Below are 17058 nucleotides of genomic sequence, written 5' to 3' on the forward strand. Positions count from 1 at the left end.
TCATCGGTCGAGGACAACCGAAAGGGGACCCATCGTGGGATCCGCTCCACGATCGAGCTGGCTCGGCGTCGTCGCCGCGCTCTCGATCGCGACCTTTGGCCTACCGGCCGCGGCGCAGGCCGCCCCGGCGCCGACACCGACCGCGGCGAAGACCCGCCAGCTCAGCGGGCAGGTCACGCTGATCACCGGCGACCGCGTCACGCTGACCGAGGGCCGGGTCTCGATCGACCCCGGACCCGGCCGGGAGAAGATCCGCTTCACGACGCGGATCGTCAAGGACCGGGTGGAGGTGCTGCCGGCGGACGTCGGCCGGCAGATCGCCGCCGATCGCCTGGATCGTCAGCTGTTCGACGTCGCCGCGCTGATCAAGGCCGGCTACGACGACCGGTCGACCAAGTCGCTGCCGGTCCTCGTCACCTATGACGGGAAAGCGAAGTCACGCGCCGCCGTCGCCGGCGCGACGGTCACCCGGCAGCTGCCCGTCGTGAACGGCGCCGCGCTCAAGATCGACAAGGCCAAGGCGGCCGCCTTCCTGGCCGGGACGACGGCTGCCCGGTCGGCGTCCGGCGTCCAGAAGATCTGGCTCGACGCCAAGCGCAAGGTCACGCTGGACCAGTCGGTCCGGCAGATCGGCGCTCCGGCCGCCTGGCAGGCCGGCTTCACCGGCAAGGGCGTCTCCGTCGCCGTCCTCGACAGCGGCATCGACACCAACCATCCTGACCTGGCGACGCAGGTCGCCGAGGCCCAGGACTTCACCGGCACCGGTCCCGGTGACCGCAACGGCCACGGCACGCACGTCGCCTCGACCATCGCCGGCACGGCGGCCGCATCGTCCGGCAAGTACAAGGGCGTCGCCCCGGAGGCCAAGCTGTACGACGGCAAGGTGTGCGACGAGTACGGCGACTGCGCCCTCTCGTCGATCATCGCCGGGATGGAGTGGGCTGCGACCGAGGTGAAGGCGAAGGTCGTCAACCTCAGCCTCGGCGGTCGTGACACCCCGGGTATCGACCCGGTCGAGGAGGCCGTCAACCGGCTCACCGAACAGACCGGCGCGCTGTTCGTGATCGCCGCCGGCAACTGGGGCCCGGACGCCGGCTCGGTCGATACACCGGGGAGCGCGGACGCCGCCCTCACCGTCGGCTCGGTCAACCGGCAGGATCAGCTCTCGGCCTTCTCCGGCCGCGGCCCGCGGCTCGGCGACGGCGGCCTCAAACCTGATGTGACCGCGCCCGGCGCAGGCATCGTGGCCGCGAAGGCGAGCGAGTCGAAAATCGGCTTCCCGGTCGGCGATCGGTACCTGCAGCTCAGTGGCACCTCGATGGCGACCCCGCACGTCGCCGGCGCCGCCGCCATCCTCGCCCAGCAGCACCCCGACTGGGACGCCGAGGCGCTCAAGGGTGCCCTGATGGGCGCGGCCAAGACCATCGCCGGGCAGACCCGATTCGACCAGGGCGCCGGCCGCATCGACGTCGCGAAAGCCGTTCAGCAGCAGGTGACCGCCTCGCCCGGCAGCCTGTTCTTCGGCCTCGTCGAGTACCCGCATGACGACGACAAGCCGATCACCAAGCCGCTGACCTACCGCAACAGCGGCAAGCAGCCGGTCACGCTGCAGCTCGATGCCGCACTGACCGCGCCGGACGGCAAACCTGCACCGGCCGGATCACTGGAGCTCAGCGCCCGAAGCGTCACCGTGCCCGCCGGCGGAACCGCGGCCGTGCAGGTCACCATCGACACCAGCAAGGACGGCCCGACCGGTGCCTACGCCGGCCAACTGACCGCCGCCGCCAACGGCGTCGCGATCACCACGGCGCTGGCCGTCAACAAGCAGATCGAGCACTACACCGTGACGGGCATCGCCATCAATCCGGACGGGAAGCCTGCCGGCTTCGAGTCGTTGATGGCCTACAACGTCAAGACCGGTGAAGACGCACTCGCGATGTGGCCCGAGCCGGGCCCGGTCAGCTTCCGGCTGCCGAAGGGCGAGTACCTCCTGGATTCGTACCAGTTCGTCCCGAATCCAGAGGACCCGGAGGCGCTCGGCCGCGGATACACGATGGTTCAGCCGAAGCTGGACCTGACCGGGGACAGCACGGTGACCTTCGACAGCCGGAAGGCGAAGAAGGTCACGGTCACGGTGCCGCGCGCCGAGGCCAAGATCCAGCGGGTGACCGTCGGCTACGAGCGCAAGGAGGCGCCCGGCGCGGAGGGCGGTCTGACGTTCATGTCGGAGGGCAACAGCTACGACGGCACCTACACCGGCCAGGTCGGCCCAGCGGTGCAGCCCGGAGCGATGACCGGGTTCCTCACCGCGGACTGGGTGCCGCCCGGCGCGGACGGCGACTTCCGCAACCCGGCGTACGTGTACAGCCATTTCGACGCCTTCGCCGGCGGGTTCCCGACCGGTTTCGACCGGGCACTGCGGGAACAGGACTTCGCCGCGATCGAGGTCCCGATCCACCAGGCCAGCGATCGTACGGCGCGGCTCGGCGCGTTCGGGATGGCGCCCGGGATGAGATGGACCTTCGGGGCGACTCCGGAGTTCGATCAGGGCCGGACCGCGCGGCTGCTGGTCGCCGGCCAGGGCGCCGTGTGGATGCGGCACTTCGAGGAGCTCGACCCCGCCGATCCGAGTTTCGCGGCGACGATCATGTGGTCCCCGCATCGCGCGTACCAGGCGGGAAAGACGTACCGGGAGCGGATGAACGCCGCCGCCTTCACGACCTCGCCGGTGTGGGCCTTCCGCGATCGCGACGTGCTGAACATCCTGGACTTCAGTCTGATGGATGCCGATGGCAACAAAGGTGAGACCTTCCGGGACACCAGCACCGGCCGGCTGTTCCGCAACGGCGAGCTGATCGCGGAGTCGATCTACGGTGACGCCTACATCGACGGGCTGCCGCCGGAGCGGGCGACGTACACGCTGGAGAGCACGATGACCCGGCAGACGTGGTCGAAGCTCAGCACCCGGACGGATCGGACGTGGACGTTCACGTCGGCGGCGACGGACCGCAAGGCCCTGTTGCCGGCGATCGGGATCCGTTACCAGCCGAAGGTCGGGATCGACAACGTCGTCGACCGGACGCCGGTGACGGTGCTGCCGATCGCGCTGGAAGCCCAGCGGGACGGGGTGCTGCCGAAGATCCGGAGTGTCCGGACCCAGATTTCGGGCAATGCCGGAAAGACGTGGTCGAAGGCAACGGTGACGGCGGACGGAAAGGGCGGCTACCGGGCGACTTTCGTGACCCCGAAGGGCGCTGACGCCGTGTCGCTGAAGACGGAAATCGTCGATGCGGACGGGAACCGCACCGAAGAGACGACGTTCGGGGCGTATCCGCTGCGGTAATTCGTGGTGGTGACCGCCTGTTCGACCTGAATGCAGAGGGTGAACAGGCGGTCACTCTTTTTGCAGGTTCCTGCCATGTCCTCCGGTTCGTGCAACCGAATCGACTAGACCGGACATCTACCGGTAGTGGCCCATCGGCTCCGCTGCGTGAGGAGAGCGGGTGGGTCCGTCGTGAGGACAACCGAAACGGGAGGGACTCATCGTGGTATCAACACCACGATCGAGGCGGATCGGCGTTGCCGCCGTCGCCTCGATCGCCGCCCTGGGGATCGGCCTTTCAGGCCTGGCTCAGGCTTCAGCCGCTCAACCTGGGCCTGTGCGGGCCGGCCAGGCGCAGGTCGGTAAGACCGCGCAGCCGGCCACCGTCACGCTCGTCACCGGCGACCGCGTCACCGTACGCGCCGACGGCCGCGCGACCGTGCAACCCGGAAAGGGGCGGGACCGCGTCACTTTCAAGACCTACAAGGTCAAGGACCACCTGTACGTCGTACCGTCCGACGTCTTCAAGCAGCTCGCGACCGGTCGGCTCGACCGGCGGCTCTTCGACGTCACCGGCCTGATCAAGGCCAAGTACGACGACAAGTCGGCCAAGACGATCCCGGTGATCGTCACGTATGCAGGTCAGGCGAAACAGCGTTCCGCCGCGCCCGGGGCAACGGTGACCCGCCAGCTGCCGGTCGTCAACGGCGCGGCGCTCAAGGTCGACAAGGCCAAGGCGGCCGAGTTCCTGACCGGCTCCACCGCGCGCTCCGCGGCCGGTATCGACAAGATCTGGCTGGACGGCAAACGCGAGCTGTTCCTGGACAAGTCCGTCCCGCAGATCGGCGCGCCGACCGCCTGGGCAGCCGGTTTCACCGGCAAGGACGTCAAGGTCGCCGTCCTCGACACCGGTGTGGACGACGCGCATCCCGACCTGGCGACCCAGGTCGCGGAGGTCAAGACCTTCATCGACGAGCCGGTCGGCGACACCGACGGCCACGGCACGCACGTGTCGTCGACGATCCTGGGCACCGGCGCGGCGTCCGGCGGCAAGTACAAGGGCGTCGCACCGGACGCCAAGTTGTACAGCGGCAAGGTCTGCGGCGCATTCGACTGCCCGGAGTCGAGCATCCTGGCCGGCATGGAGTGGGCCGCCAACGAGGTCAAGGCCAAGGTCGTCAACCTCAGCCTGGGCGGCACCGACACCCCCGAGATCGACCCGCTCGAAGCGGCCGTCAACCAGCTGACCGAGCAGACCGGCACGCTCTTCGTGATCGCTGCGGGCAACTCCGGCCTGCGGGGCCCTGGCTCGATCGGTTCGCCGGGTAGCGCGGAGGCCGCGCTGACCGTCGGCGCGGTCGACAAGCAGGACAAGCTGGCCTACTTCTCCAGCATCGGCCCGCGCGTCGGCGACGGCGGCGTCAAGCCGGACGTGACCGCGCCCGGCGTGGACATCGTGGCCGCCCGCTCGAAGGACAGCGCCGTCCCTGGTGACAAGTACTTCAGCGCGTCCGGTACGTCGATGGCGACCCCGCACACCGTGGGTGCCGCCGCGATCCTGGCCCAGCAGCACCCGGAGTGGAAGGCCGCCGAGCTCAAGTCGGCCCTGATGGCCTCCGCCAAGCCGGCTGCCGACCTGAGCGTGTTCCAGCAGGGCACCGGTCGCATCGATGTTGCCAAGGGCATCAAGCAGACCGTCGTCACCGACCCGGGTACCGTCTCGTTCGGGACGGCCGTCTGGCCGCATGACGACGACACCCCGGTCACCAAGACGGTGACCTACCGCAACCTCGGCGCCCAGTCCGTCACGCTGAACCTGGCCGCGACCTTCACCGACCCGGCCGGCAACCCGGCTCCGGCCGGCGCGTTCGCACTCAGCGCGAACTCGGTCACCGTTCCGGCCGGCGGCACCGCTTCGGTGCAGGTCACCTCGAACACCAAGCACAACGGCCCGGACGGCGCCTACTCCGGCCGGCTGACCGCGACCGGTGGTGACACCACGGTCGTCTCCGGCCTCGGCGTCAACAAGGAGGTCGAGAGCTACAACTTCACGCTCAAGGCCCTCGACCGTCAGGGCAAGCCGGCCGCAGCGTCCGGCAGCCTGTACGGCCCGACCGGTTTCGTCTTCGTGGACGTCGACGCGGACGGCACGACCGTCCGGCTGCCGAAGGGCTCCTACGTCGCCGACACCGCGCAGTACGAGGAGGATCCGAACAACCCCGAGATCTTCAAGTCCTACGCGCTCGTCGAGCCAGGCGTGAAGCTGACCAAGGACCTCACCTCGGTCCATGACGCCCGGACGGCCAAGCCGATCAAGGTGACCGTGCCCGACGCCGGCGTCGAGCCGGCGCTCGCGACGTACGGTTTCGTCTGGACGCCGTCCGGCGTCGAGGGCGGCGGCCTGGATGCCAGCTACCTCGGTCAGGACTACGAGGGCGCCTTCACGGCCCAGGTGGGCGTCGCGTTGCCGCCGGAGCAGATGACCGGGTACGTGTCGTCGCAGTGGGCCAAGCGCGCCGCGGACGGCCGGTTCAGCAACTCGCCGGTCTTCTACGGTCAGATGGACCCGACGCCGGGTGTCTTCCCGACCGGGCTGGTCCGCGACGTCAAGGCGAAGGATCTCGCCCAGCTGAACCAGCATGTCAACGTGACCGGCGACCGCCTGCTGGAGCGGGTGGCGTTCCCGGCCGCGCCGAACCTGGGCGGCGGCTGGGCCGTCGTCCTGGACTACGACCAGCCGACCGCGCTCAAGGCATTCGTCGACGACAAGCCGGTGACCTGGAGCACGGGCTTCCAGGAGGTCATCCCGAGCTCCGACCCGGAGTGGCCGTTCCCGGAGATCGTCACCGACCTGCAGTCGCCGTTCAAGGGTTACCAGGCCCGGAAGAAGTACGACGAGCGCTTCCACGCCGCCGCGTTCTCGACCTCGCCGTACCTCGCGGTCCGGGACAAGGACTACCTGCTCGTATGGGCCAACAACCTGCTCGACGGCGACGGGAACGCGGGCTACACCCAGGTCGACTCGGCGTCCTCGAAGCTGCTCCGCAACGGCGAGGTGATCGGTGAGTTCGAGGGCTTCGGCAACGCCGAGGTGTCCGGGCTGCCGGCCGGGAAGGCGACGTACCAGCTGCAGACCACACAGTCCCGGGAGTCGATCTCCTCGCTCAGCAGCCGGACCGACCTGACCTACACCTTCACGTCGGCGGCCACCGAGAAGGAGACCCTTCTCCCGATCACCGGCCTGCAGTACACGCCGAAGGTCGACGACCACAACGTCGCCGACCGGACGCCGGTCACCGTCCTGCCGATCACGCTGGTCGCTCAGACCGGCGCCAAGGTCCCGGCCGTCAAGAAGCTGGAGATCCGTGTCTCCGGTGACAACGGCAAGACCTGGCACAAGGCGGGCGTCGTCCCGTCCGGCAAGGGCTACAAGGCGATCTTCGCCACCCCCAAGGGCGCGAAGACCGTCTCCCTGAAAGCGCACCTGGTCGATGCCCAAGGCAACATCACCGACCAGACCACCATCAACGCCTACCCGCTGCGCTAATACCCGCTGAACGGGCCTGCCCTGGCAACTTCCTGCCAGGGCAGGCCCCTGCACTCAACCTTCGGCATCGCGAGGGCCTTAAGACCATGCAGACAACCGCATGGGAGGACCCACGTGCCATCCACCGCCCGCTTGAGACAGACCGGCGCCATCGCCGTCGCCGCCATCGCGATCCTGAACGTCGGCATCGCCGCACCAGCCCAAGCCGCACCGCCCAAGCCACCACGAGCCGAACCCCCGAGCAAACATCAGATCACCCTGATCACCGGCGACCGCGTTCTGATCGAGAACGGCAGCCGCGGCCGCAGCCAGGCTGTTGTCGAGCCGGGGCCCGGCCGCAAGCAGATCGCCTTCAACACCTACCGCGTGCGGGAGCGGCTGTACGTCGTCCCGTCTGATGTACAGCCGGAGGTCGCGAGCGGCCGGCTCGACCGGCGGCTGTTCGACGTCAACGGATTGATCGCGGCGAGGTACGACGACAAGTCGAGCGCCTCGATCCCGGTCATCGTCACCTACTCCGGTCCGGCGAAACAACGCTCGGCGCTCCCGGGGGCGACGGTCGCTCGGCAGCTGCCGAGTGTGAACGGCGCGGCGCTACAGGTGCGTAAGTCCGATGGCGGCAGCTTCCTGGCCGGTCTCGGCAAGGCCCGCGGGGCCGGCGGGGTCGCGAAGGTCTGGCTGGACGGGAAGCGCAAGCCGTCACTTGATCTCTCGGTGCCGAAGATCGGCGCTCCCGAAGCCTGGAAGGCCGGCTTCACCGGCAAGGGCGTCAAGGTCGCCGTCCTCGACACCGGCATCGACAAGACCCATCCGGATCTGGCGACGCAGGTCGCCGGCACGCAGAACTTCACCGACGAGCCCGGCGACGACAAGGTCGGCCACGGGACCCACGTCGCGTCGACGATCGCCGGTACCGGCGCTGCGTCCGGTGGTAAGTACAAGGGCGTCGCACCGGACGCCAAGCTGTACGACGGCAAGGTGTGCGTCGTCGAGGGTTGCCCGGACTCGGCGATCCTGGCCGGGATGGAGTGGGCGGCCAAGGAGATCGAGGCGGACGTCGTCAATCTCAGCCTGGGCGGTCCGGACACCCCGGAGCTCGATCCGCTCGAAGCAGCCGTGAACCGGCTGTCGGCCGAGACCGGCACGCTGTTCGTGATCGCCGCCGGAAACTCCGGCCCGACGAACGGGACGGTCGAGTCACCCGGCAGTGCGGACGCCGCGCTGACCGTCGGTGCGCTGGACGAGTTCGACCAGGTGGCCGGGTTCTCCAGCCGCGGTCCGCGCATCGGCGACGCCGCCGTGAAACCGGACCTGATCGCACCCGGCGACGGAATCATCGCCGCCAAGGCCAAGGACTCGATCATCGGTTGGCCGGTCGGCGACCAGTACCTTTCGCTCAGCGGTACGTCGATGGCCACCCCGCACGCGGCCGGCGCCGCGGCGCTCCTGCGGCAACAGCATCCGGCCTGGCAGTCCGCCGAGCTGAAGAGCGCGTTGATCGGATCGGCGAAGGCCGCCGAGGCGCACACGGTGTTCCAGGAGGGCGCGGGCCTGGCCGATGTCGCCAAGGCGATCAAGCAGGACGTCGTCACCGAGCCCGGCGTGCTGTCGTTCGGGACGGCCTCCTGGCCGCACGACGACGATCAGCCGGTGACGCGACCGCTCACCTATCGCAACCTGGGCGACCAGTCCGTCACGCTGAACCTGGCCGCCGATCTCAAGGGTCCGGACGGCAACCCCGCGCCGAGCAGTGCAGTCTCCCTGAGCGTCAAGCAGGTCACCGTGCCGGCGGGCGGTACCGCGACCGTCCAGGTCACCTCCGACACCCAACACGACGGCCCGAACGGTCTCTACTCGGGCCGGGTCACCGCGACCGCCGCGGGCGTCGCCCTCGTCAGCCCGATCGGTATCGATCGCGAGGGGGAGAAGTACGTGCTGACGTTGCGCGGCGTCGGTCCGGACGGCAAGCCGGTCGCACCGCGCGGCATGCTCTACGAGATCGCCGACGACCAGCTGCACTTCTACGGCAACGGAACGCCGGAGGTGAAACTGCGGCTGCCCAAGGGCGAGCACATCCTGGACAACCGCCTGATCGTGCCAGACCCGGGCAACCCGGCGAAGAGCTCGAACTACTGGACAGCGCAGCCGAGTCTGCAGCTGACCAAGGACACGACGATCGTCATCGACGCCCGGGCCGCCAAGCCGCTCGAGGTCACCGTGCCGAACCGGGACGCGACCCTGGCGGCCGCGGTCCTGGGCTACGAGCGCTCCCTCTCGGAGTTCCTGTTCTGGGGGCCGGGGGCGATCCTTCCTGGTCTCGACAACTTCTACACGCTGCACCTCGGCCCCGAACTGCCGGCCGACAAGTTGTTCAGCGTCCTCACCACACACTGGGCCAAGCAGAACGCCGACGGCGGATTCGACAACTCGCCGTTCGTTTACACCCAGCTGTACCGCGAGACCGGCCGGTTCCCGACCGGGGTGATCCGGAACGTACGGGCGAGCGAGTTCGCCACCCTCGACCAGCAGGTCAACGGCGTCAGCGACCGGACGATCTGGCGATCGGTGAACGCGGTGATTCCGGGAGTGCTGGCCTGGTGGACCCGCGCCTTCGCCAACACCCAGCCGAGCACGACCAAGGTTTTCGTCGAGGCGAAGTCGGCGCAATGGTCGACCAGCATCATCGAGCCGATGGATCTGAGCGAGGACCCGCTCGGCCTCCCGAGCAGCTGGCACAGCTGGATCGACAGCCGGTCCCGCGTTTACCAACCAGGTAAGACCTATCGCGAACGCTTCAACGCGGCCGTCTTCGGGACCGCTCCGTCCGAGCCGATGTGGACAGGCGAGAACCTGCTGCTGTTCCTCGACCCGTTGGTGGACGGCGACGACAACCGCGGCAACATGCTGGTCGACAGCGAGTCGGGCCAGCTCTTCCGCAACGGCGAGCTCGTCTACGACGTCGACCGGTTCGGGTTCGTCGTCAAGGAGGGCCTGCCCAAGGAGCCGGCGCGCTACGTTTACCAGACCACGCAGTCCCGCTCGTCGCACTCCGCGCTCAGCACCCGCACGGATCTGCGGTTCGAGTTCACCTCGGCGCCCGGTGGCGCTGAGAAGCCGATTCCGATGGTGGGCGTCGGCTATCGCCCGAAGGTGGACAACCGTAACCACGCCGAGCGGACGCCGATCACCGCGTTACCGGTCTTCCTCACGGCGTCCCGCGACGTCTACGGGAACCAGCGGCCACTACCGGCGATCGAACAGCTCGAGATTCAGGTGTCCGGCGACCAGGGCAAGAGCTGGCGGCCGGCGAAGGTGAGTGGGGGTAAGGGTAAGTACCAGGCGGTGTTCGGGACGCCGAAGGGGGCGCAGGATATCTCGCTGAAGGTTCATCTGGTCGATGCCGAAGGCAACACGACGGATCAAACCACAATTGGTGCATATCCCTTGAAATGAAGGGAAGTTGAGATCAACCTCTGTGTACTTCGCGACGTCTGCCTGATCGACTTGTGCGTCGACTGGAAAGGTAGATGAGGTTGAACAGAAAACGAGTTGCGCTGGCGAGCGCCGCGGTCGTTGCGACCGCGGCGCTTGTCTCGTCCGCGGTCGTGGCCGGCGGTGGTGCGGAGGCGGCTCAGCCGGCTGCCGCGGCGAACCGGCCGGCTGCGAAGCCGGAGCCGGACAAGGTCGTCACGCTGATCACCGGTGACCGGGTCGTGGTCCGGCGTGGCCAGGCCACGGTGACCGCGGGTGAGGGTCGCACCGGGATGGTCTTCAGGACCAGCCGCGAGCGCGGCCGGTTGTCGGTGCTGCCGATCGACGTGCTTCAGGCCGTCAAGTCGGGGCAGCTCGACCGCCGGTTCTTCGACGTGACCGGGCTGATCGAGATGGGGTACGACGACGCCCGGACGAAGGCCACGCCGGTGCTGTTGCCGACGGCCGGCGTCCAGCTGCGCAGCACGTTGCCTGGGGCAACTGTGCCGCGGCCGATCGGGACGTCCGGGCTGGCCGCGGCGTCGGTCGACAAGGCCACCGGCGGCGCGTTCCTCGCGAGCGTTGAGCGGGGGCTGCGGAGCCGGTCGGCCGGCACGATCTGGCTGGACGCGAAACGGCGTACGCAACTCGACCAGAGCGTCCCGCAGATCGGTGCGCCGACCGCCTGGAAGGCCGGGTTCACCGGCAAGGGCGTCTCGGTGGCGGTCCTTGACAGCGGCATCGACGCCAAGCACCCGGACTTCAAGGGCCTGGTCGTCGGCGGCAAGAACTTCACCAAGGACCCGGCCGGCGACCAGCTCGGTCACGGCACCCATGTCGCCTCGACGATCGCCGGTACCGGCGCCGCGTCGAAGGGTAAGTACAAGGGCGTCGCGCCCGGCGCCCGGCTGCTCGACGGCAAGATCTGCGACGGCGAGGGCAGCTGCCCCGACTCGGCCATCCTGGCCGGGATGGAGTGGGCCGCGGTCGAGCAGAAGGCCCGGGTGATCAACATGAGCCTCGGGATCTACGACGAGCCCGGGCTGGACCCGATCGAGTCCGCGCTGAACCGGCTGTCGGCCAAGACCGGCGCGCTGTTCGTCGTCGCGGCCGGTAACGAAGGCCCTGACGGTCAGACCGTCCGCTCACCCGGTACGGCGGAGTCCGCACTGACGGTCGGCGCGGTCGACAAGCAGGACGTGCTGGCCGATCTCAGCAGCCGCGGGCCGCTGCTCGAAGGCGCCGGGATCAAACCCGACGTGATGGGCCCCGGCGTCGACATCGTCGCGGCCCGGGCCAAGGGCACGAACGAGGGCGAGCCGGTCGGCAACGACTACATGAAGGCCAGCGGGACGTCGATGGCGACGCCGCACGTGGCCGGAGCGGCCGCGATCCTGGCCCAGCAGCACCCGAAGTGGAAGGGGCCGGAGCTGAAGGCCGCGCTGATGAGCACCGGCAAGGTGATCAAGGGCGCCACGGTGTTCGAGCAGGGCGCCGGCCGGATCGACGTCGCCCGGGCGATCACCGGCTCCGTCGTCTCCGTCCCCGGCAGCCTCGACTTCGGGACGGCGCTCTGGCCGCACACCGACGACAAGCCGGTGGCCAAGCAGCTCACCTATCGCAACCTCGGCGCCAAGGCGGTCACGCTCTCGCTGCAGACCAGCTCGATCACCGGCAGCGAGGCCGGGCCGGAGAACGCGTTCAAGCTCAGCGCGGCGAAGGTGACGGTACCGGCCAACGGCACCGCTGCCGTGACGGTGACCTCCGACACCAACCATCGCGGTCCTGACGGCCTGTACTCCGGCCGCGTCGTCGCGACCGCTCCGGGGATCAGCATCGGGACGCCGCTCGCGGTCGAGAAGGAGGTCGAGAGCTACGACGTGTCCGTGCGGCATCTGATGCTGGACGGCAAGGGCACCGACAAGAACTTCACCCGGCTGTACTCGCTGACCAAGCCGCTCGCGATCGACATCACCACCGATGCCAACGGCGCCGCGAAGGTCCGGATCCCGAAGGACAAGTACTTCGTCGACGCGATCCTCGGCGACACCAGCACCCGCGTCCACCAGCTGGTCTGGCCGAACCTGAGTATCGCGCGGGCGATGAAACTGGACGTCGACGCCCGCAAGACGAAGCCGATCAAGGTGACGTTGCCGCGGAAGAACACCGCGCTGATCAAGGCGGAGTTCGAGTACCTGCGCAAGGGCGCGGACGACCTCGAGGTCGAGGGCGGGATGGAGGTTGAGGACAACCCCGACAACCTCTGGGTCGGGTCCATGGGCGCGGCCGCCCCGGTCGACAAGTTCCACGTGACGAGCAACTCGCGCTGGGTGGTGCAGCGCAAACCCGGTGACAACCGGAACGCGCCGTACGACTACAACCTGGTCCAGAACCGCCGCGGCAGCTACTACACCGGCTACCAGCGCGTGGTTCGCGAGTCCGACCTCGCGCGGGTCGACTCGAAGTACGCCGCGGACGCGGCCGGCCGGCTGCTGTCGGACGAGCGGTTCGGCTGGGTGCCCGGCCTGGATCAGAGCACGGCCGGGATCAGCACGTACTACAACGCCCCGGCCACGGCGACGCACTTCGTCGAGATCAACGCCGGCACCGGCCCGATGCACTGGTACGCCGCGGCGACGTACAGCGTGATCGAGGGCGAGGAGGTCTACCTGCCGTTGATGCTGAACTCGTCCGGGCCGAAGCTCCAGCCGGGCAGCCGGTACGCCGAGCAGTGGGGCCGGTCCGTCGTCAACGCCGCGCTCGACAACGGCGACGGCATCACCCGCCAGGGCAACGAGCTCGATGTGCTCGTGTTCCCGGTCTCGGACGCCGACGGCCACCTCGGGACGTCGCTGGCCGGATCGGACTCCGAGACGACCAAGGTGTTCCACAACGGCAAACTGCTGAACTGGTCCTCGGTCGCGGGCCAGATCAACATCCCGGTACCGGCCGCGAAGGCGGCGTACCGGATCGAGGTGTCGATCAAGCGCAGCAAGATGCAGCTGGCCACCCAGGTGGATCACGTCTGGAGTTTCGACTCGCAGAACACCGGTGACGCCAAGGAGGTCCTGCCGCTTCGCGAGCTTCACTTCACCCCCGCGGTGGACCAGCAGAACGCGGTCTCCCGGACGGCGACCACCACGTTGCCCTTCCGCGTCGTCAACCAGCAGGGTGCGAAGCCGGCCGGTATCACGGCGGTCGCGGTCGATGTCTCCGGTGACGGCGGCAAGACCTGGCAGCGCACCACCGTCACCAAGCAGGCCGACGGCAGCTACCAGGCCGTCGGGAAAACCCCGGCCGGCAAGACGATCTCGCTCCGCTCCTCGGTCAAGGACAGCGCCGGCGTCGTCTCGTCGCAGAAGGTATTGCACGCCTATCGAATCCGCTGAGCCCTGCAACCCCGGGGGCCGGTCGCTGCGTATCGAGTGAGCAGAACCGACCGAGACCTGGGGAGGGCCCCACAGTGGCTCCGAGTATGCGGAAAGGGCCCGCGATCGCCGTACTGGCGGTCGCGGGCCTTGTTGTTCCCGGCCTGCACGCGCAGGCCGAGCCGCGGACACCTGCGCTGAATTCTGCGCTGCAGGATGTCCGCGTCACGCTGATCACCGGCGACACCGTGCGGCTGCACGGCGGTGATCCGGCCAAGCAGTCCTTCGAACCCGGACCGGGCCGGCAGCGCATCGGTTTCCAGACGTACCGGACGAAGGACCACTCCTATGTGATCCCCGCCGACGTCACCAAGGCGGTCGCCGACGGCCGGCTGGATCGGCGCCTGTTCGACGTCAAAGGCCTGATCGCCGCCGGGTACGACGACGCGTCGACCACCGAGATCCCGGTCATCGCGACGTACCAGGGCAAGGCGAAACGCGCCGTCCCGGCCAATGCCAAGGTCACGCGGCAGCTCCCCGCCGTCAACGGCGCGGCGTTGCGGATCGACAAAAGTCAGGCCACCGCCGACCCCGGCTCAGCCGCCAAGATCTGGCTCGACGGCAAGCGGCAGCTCAACCTGGAGCAGTCGGTCCCGCAGATCGGCGCGCCGGCCGCCTGGCAGGCGGGCTTCACCGGCAAGGGCATCAAGGTCGCGGTTCTCGACACCGGGATCGACGCCACGCACCCGGACCTGGCCGGCCAGGTCGCGGAAGCGCGCGACTTCACCGGCACCTCCGCAGACGACCTCGTCGGCCACGGCACCCACGTCGCGTCGACGATCGCCGGCACCGGCGCGGCGTCCGGCGGCAAGTACAAGGGCGTCGCGCCGGAGGCCAAACTCTATGACGGCAAGGTCTGCGCCACCCGCGATTGCCCGGAGTCGGCGATCCTGGCCGGGATGGAATGGGCCGCGAACGACGTCCAGGCCACGGTTGTCAACATCAGCCTGGGCGGTCCGGACGGACCGGGGATCGACCCGCTGGAAGAGGCCGTCAACCGGTTGAGCGCGCAGACCGGCACGTTGTTCGTGATCTCGGCCGGCAACGAAGGGCCGAGGGCCGGGACGGTCGGCTCACCGGGGAGCGCGGACGCCGCGCTGACGGTCGGCGCCGTCGACAAACAGGACGGGCTGGCCGACTTCTCCAGCCAGGGACCGCGAGTCGGCGACCACGCGGTCAAACCCGACATCTCCGCACCCGGCGTCTCCATCGTCGCGGCCAAGGCCAAGAACGCGACGATCGGCCGGCCGGTCGGCGACCACTATCTGAACCTCTCCGGTACGTCGATGGCCGCACCGCATACCGCGGGTGCGGCCGCCCTGCTCGCCCAACAGCATCCGGCCTGGAAGGCCACCGAGCTGAAGGGCGCGCTGATGAGCTCGGCCAAGCCGGCCGCCGACCAGACCGCCTTCCAGCAGGGCGCCGGGCGTGTCGACCTGGCCGGTGCCATCAAACAGACCGTGATCGCCGAGCCGGGCAGCATCTCCTTCGGCCAGGCGACCTACCCGCACACCGACGACGAACCGGTCACCAAGCCGGTCACCTATCGCAACCTCGGCGACCAGCCGGTCACCCTCGACCTCGAGGCATCGTTCACCGGCCCCGACGGCAAGTCCGCCCCCGCCGGCGCCTTCCAGCTCAGCGCGACGTCCGTCACGATCCCCGCGGGCGGTACGGCGGCCGTCCAGGCGACCTCCGACACCAAGCACACCGGCCCGGACGGCCTCTACTCCGGCCGCATCACCGCAACCGGCGGCGGCCAGACAGTCACCGTCGCAACCGGCGTCGACAAGGCCGCCGAGTCCTACCAGCTGACGGTCCAGACGATCGCTCGCGATGGTAAGCCGTCCGACTATCCGGTGCTGCTGATGGACGTCGCCACCGGCGAGACCTCGTACGCCGAAACGAACGGCACGGTCAAGCTCACGCTGCCCAAGGGTGAGTATCTGGTCGACCAGCTCCAGGAGTTCGAGCGCGGTCCGGAGGACTGGATCTTCTTCGGACTCGTCGCGCCCCAGGTGAAACTCGACGCCGACCGGACCGTCGTCCTCGATGCGCGTAAGGCGAAACCGGTCACCACCTCCGCACCGCGAGCCGGCGCGACGCAGGCCCAGTCCGTGGTCGGGTACGACCGGAGCTCGAGCGACCCCGACGGGTGGGGGCTGGCCCGCAGCCTGAACGACTTCTGGCCCGGGACGGTGTACACGCTCAGCCTCGGCCCGAAGTTGCCGCCGGAGCAGCTGAGTGGTCATGTGACATCGCAGTGGGGTGTTGCGGGTGCTGACGGTATGTACCGGAACACACCGTACGTGTACGCGCTGGCGGAGTACCAGCCAGGGGAGTTCGTTACCGGGTACAGCCGGGTCCCCAAGCCGCAGGATTTCGCGATCATCGACTCCCCGATCCATGTGACCTCGAACCGGGAGTTGGGGCGCTCGAACGCACCGGTGTTGCCCGAGGTGTCCGGCGTCTGGGTGCAGGTGTTCCCCGTCGGCGCGCCGCACACGATCCGGCAGTACGTCGACCGCGGTGCGCCGCAATGGTTCAGTCAATTGATCGATCTCGACGAGGATCACGACATCGTCGGTTACACCACGAGCGAGCCGAAGAAGTATCAGCCCGGCCGGACGTACCACGAGCGCTGGAACGCCGCAGCCTTCGGGCCGAGCGTCTACGTGGCCGCCCGGACCGCGGACGAACTGGAGCTGGCGATCGGGAATCGCGGTGACGCAGACGGCCGGCGCGGGACGCTCCGGTCCGACCAGGCGGTCAGCACGCTCTTCCGCGATGGCGAGGAAGTAGCCCGCTCGACGAGCTTCGGCAGTGTGCAGGCAGCCGGACTGCCGGCCGCGAAGGCGACGTACAAGTTCGTGACCACGGGCACCCAGTCGCTGGCGGACTTCGCGACGAAGATCGAGTTGACGGCGACGTTCACCTCCAGTGCGCAGGACACCAAGCTGCCGATCAGCACGGTCCGTTTCCAGCCGGCGGTCGGGCTCGACAACAAGGTGGATCGGACGAAGGTGACCGAGCTGCCGGTGCTGGTCGACGGAGCGAAAGCCGTGAAGTCGTTGAAGGTCCAGGTGTCGGGTGATGGCACGACGTGGACCGAGGCGACGGTGAAGCGGACGGCGGCCGGGTATCGGGCCGTGTTCGCGACGCCGGCCGGATCGAGTGTCGCGCTCAAGGCGCAGGTGGTCGACCGGGACGGAAACTCCACCGAACAAGCGGTTTTCGACGCCTATCGAATTCGCTGACCCCTGCAACCCCTCGTCTCGGTCGAACCGTCT

Annotated in this window: 5 protein-coding genes; all 5 read left to right on the top strand. The window is 68.8% G+C overall.

The window, feature by feature from the left end:
- Positions 1-34: 34 nt before the first annotated feature.
- The 5 genes from ACZ6ZD_RS14425 to ACZ6ZD_RS14445 all read left to right on the top strand — a co-directional run bounded on the left by ACZ6ZD_RS14425 (position 35) and on the right by ACZ6ZD_RS14445 (position 17025).
- On the top strand, positions 35-3343 hold the full coding sequence (locus ACZ6ZD_RS14425) for a S8 family peptidase (protein WP_465671937.1): 3309 nt from the start codon (positions 35-37) through the stop codon (positions 3341-3343).
- 316 nt (positions 3344-3659) lie between these two features.
- On the top strand, positions 3660-6869 hold the full coding sequence (locus tag ACZ6ZD_RS14430) for a S8 family serine peptidase (RefSeq protein WP_465671939.1): 3210 nt from the start codon (positions 3660-3662) through the stop codon (positions 6867-6869).
- A 114-nt stretch (positions 6870-6983) separates the two neighbouring features.
- The gene (locus tag ACZ6ZD_RS14435) at positions 6984-10322 is read left to right on the top strand and encodes a S8 family serine peptidase (RefSeq protein ID WP_465671941.1); all 3339 of its coding nucleotides are present in this window, start codon (positions 6984-6986) and stop codon (positions 10320-10322) included.
- 74 nt (positions 10323-10396) lie between these two features.
- Positions 10397-13729: a S8 family peptidase gene (locus ACZ6ZD_RS14440; RefSeq protein WP_465671943.1), complete on the top strand. Its 3333-nt coding sequence runs from the start codon at positions 10397-10399 to the stop codon at positions 13727-13729.
- 86 nt (positions 13730-13815) lie between these two features.
- Entirely contained in the window at positions 13816-17025 is a 3210-nt protein-coding gene (locus ACZ6ZD_RS14445; RefSeq protein ID WP_465671945.1) for a S8 family serine peptidase, read from the top strand.
- Positions 17026-17058 lie beyond the last annotated feature (33 nt).

Source organism: Kribbella sp. NPDC104218, assembly GCF_055584105.1.